This window comes from Pseudomonas hefeiensis (assembly GCF_030687835.1).
GTDB classification, from domain to species: Bacteria; Pseudomonadota; Gammaproteobacteria; order Pseudomonadales; family Pseudomonadaceae; genus Aquipseudomonas; species Aquipseudomonas hefeiensis.
On sequence record NZ_CP117449.1, the window covers coordinates 2231170 to 2246172 of the forward strand.

The window sequence follows — 15003 nt, forward strand, 5'->3', positions numbered from 1 at the left end:
CCAACCGGCTCCAGCGCCGGTCACGAGTGCGCCACATCATTTGCGCGCGGGGCAGAGGCGCGCACCAGCAAGCGGCGGGTCACCAGCAGCATGACCACCGACACCGCGACACTCACGACAAAGGCCGGCATGCCGAGAACCGGCAAGGTGAGGGCCAGGGTCAGGCAGAACGCGCTGAAGCAATACATGCCGGTGGCCGTGGCCCGCAGCAACGCGGCGGTGAAGGCCGCGCCCCGGGTTTGCTGGGAGAACACCGCCATGACACTGCCCAGCACCGGGAACACCGCCAATAACCCGCTCCAGCGTTCCCCCACGGTGCTGGCCAGCAGGGTCACCGCCAGGGTCAACAGCGCGCCGGCGACCATGCGCAGCAACAGTTTGTCGGATTTGGGCGCCGGGCCAGTCATCACCGGTCGTACCGTCGGGAACAGATAAGGCGCGGCCAGCAACGCAACAATGGCGATCACGCTCGACAGCGGCAGCGAGGCCGGTAACCAGGACAGAACCATTGCCACCAGCGCCCAGACGCCCAACGCGATACCCAGCGCCCAAGGCCAGTCACGATGCTGGGCGACCCGGGCGTACACCACACAAAATGCAATCATTGCGAACATGGCCGACAGCGCCGCGGTCGCCGACTGAGCGGCAAACGCTTCGCCCTGTTCCAGGGCCAGGAACAACAGAATCGGTCCCACCACCACCGGCAACCCCGACAGCCAACCGGCCACGCTCGGTCCCCAGCGCCGGCCCGCCAGGGAAATCAGCAGCAGGAAAGCGGGAATCACCAATAATTTGAGCAGCAGCACGGGATTATCCTTGTCAGGCGTCGGGCCGACACGTTAGCACCGACCCCTCAGTTTCAGCGATCCCAGTAAGGCACTTCGCCAAAGCACTGCAGAAAAAAGTCGATCACGGTACGCACTTTTACCGACAGACGTCGGCTGCCCGGCCAGAGGATGGCGATCTGCTGGGGTTCAAGGCTGTTGGAGGCTTCGTAGTCGCGCAATACCGGCACCAGGCTGCCGTTGCGCACGGCTTCGCCGATCAGCCACGACGGAAACATCACCAGCCCCAGTCCTTGTTCGGCCGCCTGGGTCAGGGTGTCGGCGTGGTTGCCGGTGATCGGGCCTTTAACGCTGTAGGGCGTCCAGGCCTGACCTGGACGGCGGAAAAACCAGCGCTGCTGGCCGGCCACGCCCTTGTAGGCCAGGCACTGATGGTTCGCCAGATCCTGGGGTTTGAGCGGCGTGCCGCGGCGTGCCAGGTAAGCGGGGCTGGCGGCGATCTGAAAGCGGTGGGGGGCGAGGATTCGCGCCTGCATGCCTGAATCGTGCAGCGGACCGATGCGAAACAGCAGGTCCGCGCCTTCCTGCAATGGGTCGACATAGCTGTCGGTTTGCTGGATGTCCAGTTGCAGCTTCGGGTAGCGCTCACACAATGACCCCAGCCACGGCGTCAGATGGCGCTGGCCGAACACAACCGGGGCATTGATCCGCACCAGTCCGGCCGGCTCACTGTGTTGTTCCTGCAGCGCCTGTTCGGCTTCTTCCAGTTGCACCAGTAACAGGCGTGCATGATGACCCAGCAGGCGGCCAGCCTCGGTGGGCGAAACGGCGCGGGTGTGTCGATACAGCAACTGCTGGTTGAGGGCCTGTTCCATCAACTGGATCTGCCGGGAAATCGACGACGGCGCCAGGCCTTCGCGGCGGGCCACCTCCGAGAAGCTGCCGTGGTCGAGCACGGCGACAAACAATCGCAGGGCCTTGAAGCCGAGTTCGTTGAGACCGTGCATGACCTGCTCCGCTGTGCGAGTTACGCAAAAGTGTTGTCTTGATGATCCCATTTATTGCACAGCTGCGCCAGCCGATAATCCCGCTCATTGTTCTTCATCACAGGTTCTGATCATGCAAGCGTCTTCACTCAACGCAACCGCGCCGGCGGCTGCCTCCAAACCACGCGCGCTTTTGCGCTGGCTGTTGCTGCCCCTGGTGATTCTGGCCGGCATGGGGCTATCGGTAGAGGCCGGCCTGCTGGGGCCACTGGGGGTTCAAGTGGGGCACCTCTGGGCAACCCTGAGCATTTTCGGCGTCGGGTCGGCGATTCTGTTTCTGCTGTTGCTGCTCAGTGGCCCGCAACAAGGCCCCGCTTTGAATGAATTGCCGCGTTGGCAGTTGATCGGCGGTTTTCTGGGACCGATCTACGTGGTGGTGCTGACGCTTGCCACGCCCCACATCGGCATTGCCATGACCATGGTCGCGATCCTTTCCGGGCAAGTGGGCAAAAGCGTGCTGATCGACCATTTCGGTTGGTTCGGTGCAACCCGCAAGCGGGTCAACGGCGAGCGCTGGCTCGCCTTGGCGCTGATCGTTGTAGCCCTTGTCCTGATCGCCCGAGGTTGAATATGAATGTGTTTTTGCTATTGCTGCTGGTCGTTGTTGCCGGTGCGGTGTTGAGTGTGCAGGCGGCCATCAACGGTCGCCTGGGCCAGACGGTCGGAGTGCTGCGCAGCAGTCTGCTGACATTCGTGGTGGGCACGGTGGTCACCGGGTTGCTGATCGTATTTTTTGAACCCGCTCACGCCGTCAGCCTGCTGGACGTGCCGAAATGGCAACTTGGCGGTGCATTGTTTGGTGTGGTGTACATGATGGTCATGGTCGGCGCGGTGCCAAGGGTCGGCACCGCCGTGGCGACCGTGGCGGTGATCCTCGGGCAGTTGGCCATGGGCATGCTGATCGACAACTTCGGCTGGTTGGGCAATCCCGCTATTGATTTGTCCGGGAGCCGGGTGCTGGCAATGGCCTGCCTGGCACTGGCGCTGGTGTTCATGTATCGCAGCAGTGCGCGGCAGGCCTGAGAACGTCAGTCGGGCTCGACGTCCAGTTGCAGACTGTCATCGTCCAAACGCTCGATGCGCCGGACAATGCCGCTCATGCGCCGGCCCTCGGCACGGAACACCACGATCTGGGCTTTTTCCAGATCGTCCGGCAGCGGTGGTTGTATGTGCAGCGCGAACCACGGCGGTTCACCGTCGTCGAGGCGTTGGACATCGTACTGGCAGTCAATACTTTTGGTCTGGTGACCAAACAGCGTGTCGAGGCCGTAATCAATGTGGGTGCTGTCGTCGGCAGCCGGGGCGAGGGACATCGGCGGTCTCCTGAGATGAGTGCTCGGTGGGTCTTCTAGTGATTCCTCTGGTGGGGGAAAATTCAATGGGTTCGCGCCGGCACTGAACCGGCGGCGTTGCTGCTAGAATCGCCCACCTTGACTTACGAGAGGTATGCCCATGAGCGAGCCGATTCGCCTGACCCAGTACAGCCACGGCGCCGGTTGCGGCTGCAAGATTTCGCCACAAGTGCTGGAAGTGATCCTGGCCGGCAGCGGTGCGCAGAACCTTGACCCCAAGTTGTGGGTCGGCAATGCCTCCCGCGACGACGCTGCGGTATACGCCATCGATGAGGAGCGCGGGGTGGTCTCCACCACCGATTTTTTCATGCCGATTGTTGACGATCCTTTTGATTTCGGTCGCATCGCCGCCACCAATGCCATCAGCGACATCTACGCCATGGGCGGTGATCCGTTGATGGCGATTGCGATTCTCGGCTGGCCGGTCAATGTACTGGCCCCGGAAATTGCTCGCGAGGTGATTCGCGGCGGTCGTTCCGTATGTGACGAGGCGGGTATTCCCCTGGCGGGCGGCCATTCGATCGACGCACCCGAGCCGATTTTCGGCCTGGCGGTCACAGGCCTGGTGCAAAAGCGCCATATGAAGCGCAACGACACCGCCACCGCTGGCTGCCGCCTGTACCTGACCAAGCCCTTGGGCATTGGCATCCTCACCACCGCAGAAAAGAAAGGCAAGCTGCGCGCCGCCGATGTTGGCCTGGCCCGCGACTGGATGTGCACGCTCAACAAACCGGGCAGCCGTTTCGGCAAGCTCGACGGCGTGGCGGCGATGACCGACGTCACCGGTTTCGGCCTGCTCGGGCATTTGGTGGAAATGGCCGATGGCAGCCAGTTGACGGCGCGTATTCGCTACGACGCGGTGCCGCGTCTGCCGGGCGTCGAGTATTACCTTGACCAAGGCTGCGTGCCGGGCGGTACGTTGCGCAACTACGACAGCTACGCCAGCAAGGTTGGGCGCGTGCAGGAACTGCACAAGCGAGTGCTGTGCGACCCGCAGACCAGCGGTGGACTGCTGATCGCCGTCACGCCCGAGGGCAACGAAGCGTTTCTGGCGGTCGCCGCTGAACTGGGGTTTGCACTGGAGCCGATCGGTGAACTGGTCGAGCGACAGACCTACGCGGTCGAGGTGTCTTGATGACCAATGACATCACCGATTACCGCGACATTTTTCTCAACGACCGACCGATGATGGACACCCGTGCGCCCGTTGAATTTCTCAAGGGCGCATTCCCCGGCGTGGTCAATCTGCCGTTGATGACCGACATCGAACGACAACGGGTCGGCACGTGCTACAAGCAGCAGGGCCAGCAGGCGGCCATTGTCCTGGGGCATCAATTGGTGTCCGGCGACACCAAGGCGCAACGCATCCAGGCCTGGGCCGAGTTCGCAACAGCCCATCCTGATGGTGTGTTGTATTGCTTCAGGGGAGGCTTGCGCTCACAGATCGTCCAGCAGTGGCTCAAGGACGAGGCGGGCATCGACTATCCCAGGGTCGGCGGCGGCTACAAGGCCATGCGTACATTTTTGCTGGACACCGTCGAGCAGGCGGTTGCCCAATGCGACTTGGTGTTGCTGGGCGGCATGACCGGCACCGGCAAGACAGAAGTGCTGACTCAACTGGGCAACAGCCTGGATCTGGAAGGTTACGCCAACCATCGCGGTTCGAGCTTCGGCAAGCGCGCCACCGGGCAGCCTTCCAATATCGATTTCGAGAACCTGTTGGCCGTGGATGTGCTGAAAAAACGTGCCGCAGGTATTGAACAGTTCGTGCTGGAAGATGAAAGCCGCATGGTCGGCAGCTGCGCCTTGCCACTGCCTTTGTACCAGCGCATGCAACAGGTTCCGATGGTCTGGCTTGAAGACAGCGTGGAACGGCGGGTCGAGCGGATCCTGAGTGATTACGTCATCAACCTGAGCGGCGAATTTGTCGCGGTCCATGGCGATGAAGGGTTCTCGCTGTTTTGCGAACGGTTGCTGGAGAGCCTCAATAACATCCACAAACGCCTGGGTGGCGACCGCCATCGACGTTTGCTCCAAATCATGGAAGCCGCCCTGGCCGAGCAGGCGAGCAGCGGCGCCGTCGACTTGCATCGCGGCTGGATCGAAGGCCTGCTGCGTGAATACTACGACCCGATGTATGTGTTCCAGCGCGAGAAGAAGGGCGGGCGGATCGAGTTCGCGGGTGAGCAGGGGGCGGTGCTGGAGTATCTGCGTGAGCGAGCGGCCCGCAAAGGGTGATCGAGCAACTATGACTGGTCACCGCCAACCCCTGTGGGAGCGAGCCTGCTCGCGATAGCGGTGGATCAGTGGCGGTGATTGAGGAAGTATCGTCGAAAATAATGCCCGCAGCCTACGTCGGGCAAGTTTCCTGCCCGTTGTCCAGGCCTTGCTTATAGTTCTGACTGGTGAGGCTGGCCTTGCCGTTGTGCCAGGTCAGGGTCAGCACGTACAGCGAATCGAAATCCCCCGATTCCCAGTCATCGGTAATCGTCTGCTTCTTGCCCATCGCGTCGCTGGCGACCTCGTTGATCAGCTCCGGCAGGTAGCCGTGCGACCAAGCGGTGTAGATGGTCGAATTGTGGTACTTGTCGTCCAGCAGTTCGTCAGCCAGGTCACTGGTGTCATTGGCGGAATACTCGATGTTCACCGGCAGCCCGAGCTTGATAGCACTGGGACTGATGGTCATCAGCGGGCGAATATAACTGTAGGAATTGTCCTGCTCACCCTCTTCGACGTTGCGGGTCGGGTTGGCCGCGAACACATAGTCGGCCTTGCCGAATTTCTCCGGTAGCAGGGTGGCCAGGTCGATGGCGCGATTAAGCCCCTGGCAGTTGAGCTGGCCCAGGCCGCCGGCGGGTTTTTCGGCGTGGCGCAGGAACACCAGGGTCTGGGTGCCATCGGCCGGTTCGGCGCGGCTGATGCTGGGTTCCAGCAACAGCACCAGGCCACCCATTGCAAGGAGCGTCGGCAATACCAGCCACGAGCGGTGTTTGAAGCGTTTGGCAAAATTCAGTGGGTTCATCATCGAATATTGTTCTTCGGTTCTCTCAAGTCAGGCTGACAAACCCGGGCACCACGAAGTTTTTGGCTTCCGATGTTTTCCTTGTCGTGACGCCGCTTCGATTTCTCGGGGCATTGCTCAGAGTCTTCTGGCGCCCTTTGGTTCGATACCGACCGATTCCGTGCACTGTAAGGCCTCCTGCCAGGAGGTAGGGCGAATGTTAGCGACAGGATGTTGCGAATTTAAGAATGGGGCGTGTGAGTTTCGTGACGCGTTCATTTGGGTTTCGTATTTAAAGAATCTCCCTACACCTGCTGTCTCCTCCTCTGACTTATTTGATGCTCAAGGATCGCCAGCAGGTGTTGACGCTCACGCCCGATTACCATCAGTTGCTGGATCTGGCTGTGGGTGTCATCGCACCTTGGGACCCGGCCGTGGATGGCGACGAGGCCCAATTCGAGGTGCGTGGTTTCATTGCCGGCGACGGCATGCCCGAGGACCCTGCCACCGGCAGCCTGAACGCCGGGCTGGCCCAGTGGATGCTGGCCAAGGGGCTGGCACCGTCGCGCTATGTGGTCAGCCAGGGCTTGACCATGGGCCGGGCGGGGCGGATTCATGTTGAGCAGGTGGGCGAGGACGTCTGGATTGGTGGTGCGGTGGTGACCTGCGTCAATGGCTCACTGACCTTGTAAGCCGATTATTGCCCGGCCGGTAAAACTCTGTTTTCCGGTCGGCGTTTGTGCCCAGGCCGGTCAGGGCATAAGCTTTATCCCCTGCGATTGAGCACCCATTTTCCCAGGAGTCCCATGTCCAGCCAGTTCCCCGAAGCACGTCCACGTCGCCTGCGTCGCAATGCGAGTCTGCGCAGTCTGTTCCAGGAAACCGAATTCACCCTGAACGACCTGGTGCTGCCGATTTTCGTCGAAGAAGAAATCGATGACTTTGTGCCGATCAAGAGGATGCCGGGCGTGGCGCGCATTCCTGAATCGAAACTGGCCGGTGAGATCGAGCGGTATGCCCGTGCCGGCATCAAGTCAGTGATGACCTTCGGCGTGTCCCATCACCTGGACAGCGATGGCAGCGACACCTGGAACGAGCGCGGCCTGGTATCGCGCATGGCCGGGATCTGCAAGGACGCGGTGCCGGAAATGATCGTGATGTCCGACACCTGTTTTTGTGAGTACACCGATCACGGCCATTGCGGGGTGCTTCATGGGCATGAAGTGGACAATGACCGGACCTTGCTCAACCTGGGTAAACAGGCCGTGGCGGCAGCGCGTGCCGGGGCCGATGTGATCGCTCCGTCCGCCGCCATGGACGGACAGGTCCAGGCCATTCGCAAAGCCCTGGACGAAGCCGGTTTCAGCCAGACGGCAATCATGGCCTATTCAACCAAGTTCGCCTCAGCGCTCTACGGTCCGTTCCGCGAGGCGGGCGGCAGTGCCTTGAAGGGCGACCGCAAAAGCTACCAGATGAACCCGATGAACCGCCGCGAAGCACTGCGCGAATCCTTGCTCGATGAGCAGGAAGGGGCCGATGCACTGATGGTCAAACCTGCCGGCGCGTACCTGGATATCATCCGCGACATTCGCCAGGCTTCGAACCTGCCCTTGTCGGCCTATCAGGTCAGCGGCGAGTACGCGATGATCAAATTCGCCGCCCAGGCCGGCGCCATCGACGAAGCCCGCGTAGTGCGAGAAAGCCTTGGCGCGATAAAACGAGCCGGGGCGGACCTGATCTTCACCTATTTTGCGATGGATCTGGCGTTAAGCGGGATCTGATCGACGCTGGATTCCTGTGGGAGAGAGCCTACTCGCGGCAGCGGCGGGCCAGCTTGCATCGATGCCGAATGTGCCGCCGTCATCGCGGGCAAGCCTTGCTCCCACAGACCTCACCCATCACAAATCTACTGTGGGAGCCTTGCTGCCATATTGATGGTGTTAGGCCACCCATCTCTCACATCAGGTTTCTGCGGCTGTCGAACCTGCTTCCCTCACAAGACCTTTCTTGGCTCTGATGAACCGAACATAGCCTGTGCCGGCTTTTGATCGTATGGTTGCTGCGCAATAACAGACTTGATGGAGCAACATGCAACTCAATCGATTGATGATCAGCCTCGCCGCGTTGTTGACCCTGGCCGGTTGCGGCAGCCGTCAGACCCAGGAACCCGAACGCCAGCCCGCCGAGGTCAAGGCGCAGATTGTGCGGTTGTTGCCGGCGAAGACCGCGGATCGCGAAGGCTGGGCGACGGATATCTACGTGGCTTTTGCCGCTCAGCAGATCCCACCCACGACGCAGAATATCTGTTCTGTCCTGGCGGTGACCGAACAGGAGTCGACGTTCCAGGCCGATCCGGCGGTGCCGGGGTTGGGCAAGATCGCCCGGCAGGAAATCGACCGTCGCGCGGCAAAGATGCACATCCCAGGTTTGTTAATCAGCGGCGCGCTCCAGGTGCGTTCGCCCAATGGCAAAAGCTACAGTGATCGGCTCAATGCCGCGCGCAGCGAGAAGGAGTTGAGCGCGATTTTCGATGATTTCATTGGCATGGTGCCTTTGGGCAAGACGCTGTTCGGCAGCTTCAACCCCGTACACACCGGCGGGCCGATGCAGGTCAGCATCGCGTTTGCCCAAGCCAATGCCCGGGATTATCCCTACGTGGTGGATGGTTCGATTCGTCGGGAGGTGTTCAGTCGTCGCGGCGGGATGTATTTCGGTATCGCACATCTGCTGGGGTATCCGGTGAGCTACACCGAACCGCTGTATCGCTTCGCCGATTTCAATGCCGGGTGGTACGCCAGCCGCAACGCAGCATTCCAGCATGCGGTGAGTCGTGTGTCAGGCATTCCCCTGGCCCTCGATGGCGATTTGATTTTGCATGACTCCATCATGCCAGGCAGCACTGAGCTGGCAGTGCGCACATTGGGCAGGTCGCTGGGTATGCGCAACCCGACCATTCGCGATCAACTGGAGCAGGGCGACAGCCTGGCGTTCGAGGACAGCAAACTCTACAAGCGGGTGTTCGAATTGGCTGAGAAGGCCGAGGGCAAACCGTTGCCGCGGGCAGTATTGCCGGGAATCGTGCTCAAGAGCCCGAAAATCACGCGCAAGCTCACCACGGCGTGGTTCGCCAAGCGGGTAGATGAGCGTTATCGACGCTGCATGACGCGGGCTGCGGGACGCTAGGGCAAACGGCGGGCAACGAAAAAGCCCGGCGGATAAGGCCGGGCTTTCATTGTGATGCATCAGGTTCCAGAGGTGTTTGAAGCAGTGTGGCGAGGGGGCTTCTTCGCCACACATTGAGTTGGGTTTCGTCACGCATTTGGATTGAACAACTCATACACGGTTCTGAGTCAGACGATCAGAACCACCTTCAGCGACGCGATTCTGTTGCAGACGATCGGAACCGCCTTCGGCAACGCGGTTCTGTTGCAGACGATCGGAACCGCCTTCGGCAACGCGGTTCTGTTGCAGGCGATCGGAACCACCTTCAGCGACGCGATTCTGTTGCAGACGATCGGAACCACCTTCAGCGACGCGATTCTGTTGCAGACGATCGGAGCCACCTTCGGCAACGCGGTTCTGAAGCAGGCGATCGGAGCCGCCTTCGGCAACACGTTTTTCGATCAGTCGATCAGAGCCACCTTCGGCAACGACCGCGTGGGAGGAGGCGGCGAATGCGTTGGCTGCCAGTACCGAGAAAGCGAGGCTGAGGATGAGTTGGCGTTTCATGATGGTGTGCTCCGGGGATGCAGTGGGTTGGTGTGGAGCCATTGTTGCGCGGGGTGACTATCAAGAGAACTTCATTGGCCTGATGGTGAATATCGACGGCGGTGATAGCTCGTTGGCCTGCTATCAGCCAATATCGATGTTGATTGATTCATCGGCATTGCGAGCAGGCTCGTGTCCATGGAGAGTGCGGGTCGTCTGCCGGGTGGAACACTGGTGGGCTTGCGGGTTCTACCGGCTACCCCAAGCGCAGGAGGCAAGTTCATGTATCAGTTATTCGGCTACAGGCAATCGGGCTCTTCGGCTGTGGAGATCGCCCTGTGCCTGTGTGGCGTGCCTTATCGCCATGTCGATGCTTATTCGACCGAAAACAATGAGGCGGCGAAAGAGCTCAAGGCACTGAACCCTCAAAAACAGGTCCCGACCCTGCAATTGCCGGACGGTTCGGTACTGACCGAAGCCGCGGCAATTCTGATTCACCTCGGGCTGGCTTTTCCTGAATCGAAGTTGCTGCCGGACGCTCCGGCCCAACGTGCGCAAGCCATACGGGGCTTGGTCTATATCGTCGCCAATTGCTACACGCCCATCGGCATCATCGATTTCCCAGAGCGCTGGCTGGTCGACGCGGACGAAGCGACTCGGCAGCAATTGGTATCGGGCACCAAGCAGCGGCTATATCGCAACTGGGCGCTGTTTGCCGACCAGTTTGCGCCTCAACCTTTTCTCAGCGGTGCCGAGCCGGGAGCACTGGATATCATGGCTGCAGTGGTCACGAAGTGGGAAGACACCCGGGAGGCCATGCTAAATACCCGGCCGCAGTTCTACGAGCTATTGGAGCGCATCGACCATCATCCACGTATTGCGCCGGTGCTGTCGCTGCACTGGCCCTTGTAGGAGCTGTCGAGCGTAGCGAGGCTGCGATTTTTCTGAGTAGCAAACGAAAGGTCAGAGCCGAAAGATCGTCCGAAAGCGCCCGAGCCTTCGGCAGCTTCTACGGGTCAAGGGCATGCCATGTTGGTGGCGGCTTGCTCAACGAGGCCGACAAACTGCCGGACATTTTGCTGATGAGCCGTCACCAGTTCGTCGATGCTGCTCCCCGCCGGCGTTTGCAGGCTGTTGCGGCAGGTCAGGGTACGGGCTTCGTTGCTCAGAGTGCGCAGGCGCCATTGCACGTCCATACGGGCATATTGGCCGGGAATAGAATCGAAGCGCTGCACATCCACCCGCAGTAATAACTTCGCTGCCCCGGGGTTGCTCAGTTGCTCATCCAGGCTGCTGTGCAGTTCATCGGCCAGGCTGGCGCCCCACCATTGCGTTTCAAGAATCGCCAGCCCGCTGTTGCCTTGGCGAATGACCATTTGTGCCCGGTCCACCTGAGGCGGAACGCTCACCTGCTCGAGCTGTATGTCCACGTTCGTGCGTGGCTGGCCGGCAGGTTGAGCGGGGCTCAGGGTGTGGTACTGAATCGGATCGCCGCGGCAGGCAGCAAGCAGCAGTGCCAAGGCAACCAGGGGGAGTTTCAGCATCAGCGGCATGGGGCGTGCTCCTGTGGTCATTCTTTCACCGGCAATGTGAGGTTCTGCGCCGGTGCATCCTTGGGGCGGCCGCGAAGCAGTGATTCGGGATGGCGGCTCAGGTAGTCGGACAGCTCGCGCAACGAACGCGACATGCGCCCAAGATCGTCCAGGGTCTGGGTCAGTTGTTCGCGTTGCGGCGAATCTTCGGCCAGGGTCGAGTTGGCCGATTGCAGGGTCTTGCTCACGTCCTGCAAAGTGTTTTGCACGCTTGGCAGAGTCTTGCTGTTGAACTGGGCCAGGCCTTTGCGCAATTCCACCAGGTTGCCGTTCAAGTTGCTGGCAACGCTTTCCAGGGGCAGCTTGTTGATTCGCTCGACCATCGCCTGCAGTTGTTCCTGCAGCTGCTGGAGACTGCCCGGGATAGTCGGTATCCGGACGGGGCGGGCGTTGGCGTCGAAAGCGACCTTTTCGGCCTTGGGGTAGAAGTCCAGCGAGATGTACAACTGCCCGGTCAGCAGGTTGCCGCTGCGGGCCTGGGCACGCAGGCCGCGTTCGACGAAACTGCCGATCAGGCGAGCGCCGGCGGCTTCGTCATCCGGGTTGTGATTGAGCGCCTTGAGCAGTTTTTCATGGGCTTTGCCCAGGCGCTGAGGGTAGAACACCACGCCGACATTGACCGGGAAGCTGCGCAGCTTCTCATCGAAATCCAGATTGATGGCCACGACCCTGCCCACTTCGACGCCCAGGAATTCGACCGGTGCTCCGACCCGCAAGCCGCGCAATGCCTGATCGAAACGCAAAGCCAGGTATTGCGCCTTGCCATCAGGCGGCGCCAGGGCGCTCTGCTGGTCGGCAAACAGCTCGAATGTCTTGTCTTCGGTGGCAGGGCTGTCGTTGGGGCTGTATTCCGGTGCCCGGAACGCGATGCCGCCCACCAGCAGCGCCGAGAGTGATTCGGTCTTGACCGCAAAACCGTTGGCGCCGACGTTCACGTCCACGCCGCTGACGTTCCAGAACCGGGTGTTTTCGGTGACGTAGACATCGTTGGGCGCATTGACGAATACGTCGATGTTGACCCCTTTGCCATCGGTATCCAGCGCATAGGACACCACCTGGCCCACCGGAATCTTGCGCAGGTACACCGGCGAGCCGATGTCCAGTGAACCAAGGTCCTGGGAATGCAGGGTGAAGCGTTTGCCCGGCTCACCGTAGGTGATCGGTGGCGGAGCTTCCAGGCCGGTAAAGGATTTTGCGCGAACTTTCGATTGACCGGCGTCGGCCCCGATGAAATCCCCTGACAGCAGGGTGTCAATCCCGGAAATACCACCGGCCCCGATGCGCGGCCGTACGACCCAGAACACCGAGTCCTCGTGCGTGAAGGTATCCGCCGTCTTGGCCAGCTTGACCGTGGCGGTGACGTTCTTCTGGTCATCGCTCAATTGCACGTCGGTGACCTGGCCGATGACCACGTTGCGATATTTCACCGGTGTCTTGTTGGCGGTCAGGCCCTGGCCGGTCTTGAAGGTGATGGTGATGGTCGGACCTTCCTGCAGCCAGTTGTTGACCACCAGGGACAGTCCTACCAGTACCGCGATGATCGGCACGATCCATACCAGCGACACCGTCCAGCGGCGGCTGGTGACGTGGGCGCGACCTGGGGTCGGTTGCTGCCCGTCAGTGGCTTGCGACTTCATCCATGGCCTCCTCGGATGGTGGGGTGTCCCAGATCAGGCGCGGGTCGAAGCTCATGGCCGACAGCATGGTGAACAGCACCACGAGGCCGAAGAACAGGATGCCCGGTCGCGGTTCGATATCGCTCAGTGCCTGGAACTTTACCAACGCCGCCACCAGCGCCACTACCAGCACGTCGAGCATCGACCAGTAGCCGATGACTTCTACCAGCCGATACAGTTTCGCCCGCTGAACCTGGGCCCAGGTGCTGCGCCGCTGCACGGTGACCAGCAGCAAGGTCAGCACCACGAACTTGACGCCTGGCACCGCGATGCTGGCGATGAAAATGATCAGGGCGATGTCCCAGGCGCCGCCCTGCCAGAATTCGATGACGCCACTGATGATGGTGCTGTCGGCACCATCCCCGAGCATCTGGGTATTCATCACCGGCAGCAGGTTAGCCGGAATGTAGAACACCAACGCCGCCAGCATGTAGGCCCAGGTACGGGTGAGGGTCTCGGGTTTGCGTCGGTGCAACGGGGCGTCGCAGCGGGGGCAGGTCTCGGGTTCGTCGCTCATGTCACAGGCCAGGCCGCAGCTGTGGCACAGGCACAGGTTCAGGTCACGCGCCAAGGGCGGGAGGGGCAACGGCTCGCGGTTCATGAGTCGCCCCACAAATCGCGCACATCGCGCCCGGCGATGCGGATCATCAGCAGGCTCAGGGCGGCCAGGGCGAACAGGCCGATGCCCGGCAGCACGTCCAGCAACCCGGCGAGCTTGATCACCGCCACCAGCGCACCCAACAGGCACACCTCCAGCATGCTCCACGGCCGCAGGGTTTCCAGGCCGCGCATGCACAGGCTGAACCCGGGCGCCCGTTGGTTGGTGTAGGCATAGGCCAGCACCCAGATCAGCAATACCAACTGAAAGACCGGTGCAATAATGATCGCCACCGCGGCCACCAGGGCGATGAAGGTGATGGGGCCCTGGCTCAGGGCTACGATGGAATCCCACAGCGTAGCGCTGTTGCTCAGGCCCTGGAGGCGGATGCTCATCACCGGATAGATGTTGGCGAAGGCCCACAACACCGCTGCCGTCACGCTCAAGGCCAGGCGTTGTTCAATGGTCAGGCCGTTGTAGCGCTGGATTACGGCGCCACACCGCACGCACGAGGCTTTCTGATGCGCAGCGAGCACTATCGGTTCGTACACCGCATCACAATGTTCGCAAATGATCAGTCGGTCGGTATCGGCCATCAGGATGCTCGGCAGGAACAACTCCTTCAATATAGAAGGCGGTTGAGATTGAGCAACCCGCCCGAACGGGTCATTCGCCGCGAATGTATTGCTCCAATTGTCGGATCAGGTCCGCCTGCTCGGCAATCGCTTCCTTGACCAGGTCGCCGATGGACAGCAGGCCGACGAGCTTGCCGTCCTCGACCACCGGCAAGTGCCGCAGATGCTTTTCGGTCATGATGCTCAGGCAGGTTTCGACATTCTGGTGGGGGTCTATCGTGATCACGGGCGACACCATGATGTCGCCCACTTTCGTGCCCACTGAAGAGCGGCCACGCAAGACCATTTTGCGCGCATAGTCACGCTCACTGATGATCCCCAGCACTTCGCCGTTCTTCACCACCAGCAAGGCGCCGACGTTTTTTTCGGCCATGCGCATCAGCGCCTGCAGCACCATGTCGTCCGGTGAGACGGTGTGCACTTGCTGGTTTTTTTCGTCTTTGATCCGGAGCAACTGCGCGACGGTTTTCATGGGGAAGCCTCGGGTGTTGTTTTTTGCGGGTGGTTTAAGAATCGTAGACCCAACGGCGCAGAGCAAGCGGTAAAGCGGCAGTCAGTCGTCCAAAAGCGTCATTGTCGGTGAATTCACCACAAAAGTGATGCCATACAC

The 15003-nt window shown here is 60.9% G+C and carries 17 protein-coding genes and 1 pseudogene; 8 read left to right on the forward strand and 10 right to left on the reverse strand.

The features are described 5' to 3' along the window. Window positions 1–20: 20 nt before the first annotated feature. Both PSH57_RS09930 and PSH57_RS09935 read right to left on the reverse strand, forming a co-directional pair. Window positions 21–806, reverse strand: coding sequence for a hypothetical protein (locus PSH57_RS09930; protein WP_305389246.1), 786 nt, complete (start codon window positions 804–806; stop codon window positions 21–23). Window positions 807–859: 53 nt separating this feature from the next. Next, window positions 860–1792: a LysR family transcriptional regulator gene (locus tag PSH57_RS09935; protein ID WP_305389247.1), complete on the reverse strand. Its 933-nt coding sequence runs from the start codon at window positions 1790–1792 to the stop codon at window positions 860–862. Window positions 1793–1904: 112 nt separating this feature from the next. Here PSH57_RS09935 and PSH57_RS09940 point away from each other — a divergent pair, with 112 nt between their 5' ends. Both PSH57_RS09940 and PSH57_RS09945 read left to right on the forward strand, forming a co-directional pair. Continuing rightward, on the forward strand, window positions 1905–2399 hold the full coding sequence (locus PSH57_RS09940; protein WP_305389249.1) for a DMT family transporter: 495 nt from the start codon (window positions 1905–1907) through the stop codon (window positions 2397–2399). Window positions 2400–2401: 2 nt separating this feature from the next. Further along, window positions 2402–2854, forward strand: coding sequence for a DMT family transporter (locus tag PSH57_RS09945; protein WP_305389250.1), 453 nt, complete (start codon window positions 2402–2404; stop codon window positions 2852–2854). Window positions 2855–2859: 5 nt separating this feature from the next. Here PSH57_RS09945 and PSH57_RS09950 read toward each other — a convergent pair whose 3' ends face one another. After that, on the reverse strand, window positions 2860–3144 hold the full coding sequence (locus PSH57_RS09950) for a hypothetical protein (protein WP_305389251.1): 285 nt from the start codon (window positions 3142–3144) through the stop codon (window positions 2860–2862). 139 nt (window positions 3145–3283) lie between these two features. Between PSH57_RS09950 and selD the strand changes: the two genes are divergently transcribed. Beyond that, window positions 3284–4318, forward strand: a complete 1035-nt coding sequence (selD, locus tag PSH57_RS09955) for a selenide, water dikinase SelD (RefSeq protein WP_047228441.1) — start codon at window positions 3284–3286, stop codon at window positions 4316–4318. Continuing rightward, window positions 4318–5421, forward strand: a complete 1104-nt coding sequence (gene mnmH, locus PSH57_RS09960) for a tRNA 2-selenouridine(34) synthase MnmH (RefSeq protein WP_305389252.1) — start codon at window positions 4318–4320, stop codon at window positions 5419–5421. The genes selD and mnmH overlap by 1 nt, the downstream gene beginning before the upstream one ends. A 112-nt stretch (window positions 5422–5533) precedes the next feature. Here the strand turns inward: mnmH and PSH57_RS09965 are convergent, their stop codons facing one another. Beyond that, window positions 5534–6205, reverse strand: coding sequence for a histidine phosphatase family protein (locus PSH57_RS09965; protein WP_422766092.1), 672 nt, complete (start codon window positions 6203–6205; stop codon window positions 5534–5536). 314 nt (window positions 6206–6519) lie between these two features. Here PSH57_RS09965 and PSH57_RS09970 point away from each other — a divergent pair. The 3 genes and pseudogenes from PSH57_RS09970 to PSH57_RS09980 form a co-directional block, all read left to right on the forward strand. Then, window positions 6520–6876, forward strand: a pseudogene (locus PSH57_RS09970) (PhzF family phenazine biosynthesis protein); the annotation flags it as partial. Between the two features lie 114 nt (window positions 6877–6990). Continuing rightward, a complete protein-coding gene (gene hemB / locus PSH57_RS09975; RefSeq protein ID WP_305444873.1) occupies window positions 6991–7965 on the forward strand; it encodes a porphobilinogen synthase in 975 nt (324 codons plus the stop codon). A 307-nt stretch (window positions 7966–8272) separates the two neighbouring features. Then, window positions 8273–9367: a DUF1615 domain-containing protein gene (locus PSH57_RS09980; protein ID WP_305389256.1), complete on the forward strand. Its 1095-nt coding sequence runs from the start codon at window positions 8273–8275 to the stop codon at window positions 9365–9367. 150 nt (window positions 9368–9517) lie between these two features. Here the strand turns inward: PSH57_RS09980 and PSH57_RS09985 are convergent, their stop codons facing one another. Further along, window positions 9518–9913: a hypothetical protein gene (locus PSH57_RS09985; protein WP_305389258.1), complete on the reverse strand. Its 396-nt coding sequence runs from the start codon at window positions 9911–9913 to the stop codon at window positions 9518–9520. A gap of 261 nt (window positions 9914–10174) precedes the next feature. Between PSH57_RS09985 and PSH57_RS09990 the strand changes: the two genes are divergently transcribed. After that, window positions 10175–10804, forward strand: a complete 630-nt coding sequence (locus tag PSH57_RS09990; protein WP_305389259.1) for a glutathione S-transferase family protein — start codon at window positions 10175–10177, stop codon at window positions 10802–10804. 104 nt (window positions 10805–10908) lie between these two features. Here PSH57_RS09990 and PSH57_RS09995 read toward each other — a convergent pair whose 3' ends face one another. The 5 genes from PSH57_RS09995 to PSH57_RS10015 form a co-directional block, all read right to left on the reverse strand. Next, window positions 10909–11445, reverse strand: a complete 537-nt coding sequence (locus PSH57_RS09995; RefSeq protein ID WP_305389260.1) for a PqiC family protein — start codon at window positions 11443–11445, stop codon at window positions 10909–10911. Window positions 11446–11462: 17 nt separating this feature from the next. Then, window positions 11463–13121, reverse strand: coding sequence for a PqiB family protein (locus PSH57_RS10000; RefSeq protein WP_305389262.1), 1659 nt, complete (start codon window positions 13119–13121; stop codon window positions 11463–11465). Further along, a complete protein-coding gene (locus tag PSH57_RS10005; RefSeq protein ID WP_305389263.1) occupies window positions 13102–13761 on the reverse strand; it encodes a paraquat-inducible protein A in 660 nt (219 codons plus the stop codon). The genes PSH57_RS10000 and PSH57_RS10005 overlap by 20 nt, the downstream gene beginning before the upstream one ends. Further along, window positions 13758–14354 (reverse strand): paraquat-inducible protein A, encoded by a 597-nt coding sequence (locus PSH57_RS10010; protein WP_305389264.1) that lies wholly within the window; start codon window positions 14352–14354, stop codon window positions 13758–13760. Before PSH57_RS10010 ends, PSH57_RS10005 begins: the two co-directional genes overlap by 4 nt. A gap of 70 nt (window positions 14355–14424) precedes the next feature. Beyond that, window positions 14425–14865 (reverse strand): CBS domain-containing protein, encoded by a 441-nt coding sequence (locus PSH57_RS10015; RefSeq protein ID WP_305389265.1) that lies wholly within the window; start codon window positions 14863–14865, stop codon window positions 14425–14427. Window positions 14866–15003 lie beyond the last annotated feature (138 nt).

Bases quoted from the DNA above. Each gene is read 5' to 3' on its own strand.
- PSH57_RS09950 (WP_305389251.1), bottom strand. From the start codon at position 3,144: ATGTCCCTCGCCCCGGCTGCCGACGACAGCACCCACATTGATTACGGC.
- PSH57_RS10015 (WP_305389265.1), bottom strand. From the start codon at position 14,865: ATGAAAACCGTCGCGCAGTTGCTCCGGATCAAAGACGAAAAAAACCAG.
- PSH57_RS09940 (WP_305389249.1), top strand. From the start codon at position 1,905: ATGCAAGCGTCTTCACTCAACGCAACCGCGCCGGCGGCTGCCTCCAAA.
- PSH57_RS09980 (WP_305389256.1), top strand. From the start codon at position 8,273: ATGCAACTCAATCGATTGATGATCAGCCTCGCCGCGTTGTTGACCCTG.
- PSH57_RS09935 (WP_305389247.1), bottom strand. From the start codon at position 1,792: ATGCACGGTCTCAACGAACTCGGCTTCAAGGCCCTGCGATTGTTTGTC.
- hemB (WP_305444873.1), top strand. From the start codon at position 6,991: ATGTCCAGCCAGTTCCCCGAAGCACGTCCACGTCGCCTGCGTCGCAAT.
- PSH57_RS09965 (WP_422766092.1), bottom strand. From the start codon at position 6,205: ATGAACCCACTGAATTTTGCCAAACGCTTCAAACACCGCTCGTGGCTG.
- PSH57_RS10010 (WP_305389264.1), bottom strand. From the start codon at position 14,354: ATGGCCGATACCGACCGACTGATCATTTGCGAACATTGTGATGCGGTG.
- PSH57_RS10000 (WP_305389262.1), bottom strand. From the start codon at position 13,121: ATGAAGTCGCAAGCCACTGACGGGCAGCAACCGACCCCAGGTCGCGCC.
- PSH57_RS09985 (WP_305389258.1), bottom strand. From the start codon at position 9,913: ATGAAACGCCAACTCATCCTCAGCCTCGCTTTCTCGGTACTGGCAGCC.
- PSH57_RS09995 (WP_305389260.1), bottom strand. From the start codon at position 11,445: ATGCCGCTGATGCTGAAACTCCCCCTGGTTGCCTTGGCACTGCTGCTT.
- PSH57_RS10005 (WP_305389263.1), bottom strand. From the start codon at position 13,761: ATGAACCGCGAGCCGTTGCCCCTCCCGCCCTTGGCGCGTGACCTGAAC.
- PSH57_RS09990 (WP_305389259.1), top strand. From the start codon at position 10,175: ATGTATCAGTTATTCGGCTACAGGCAATCGGGCTCTTCGGCTGTGGAG.
- PSH57_RS09945 (WP_305389250.1), top strand. From the start codon at position 2,402: ATGAATGTGTTTTTGCTATTGCTGCTGGTCGTTGTTGCCGGTGCGGTG.
- selD (WP_047228441.1), top strand. From the start codon at position 3,284: ATGAGCGAGCCGATTCGCCTGACCCAGTACAGCCACGGCGCCGGTTGC.
- mnmH (WP_305389252.1), top strand. From the start codon at position 4,318: ATGACCAATGACATCACCGATTACCGCGACATTTTTCTCAACGACCGA.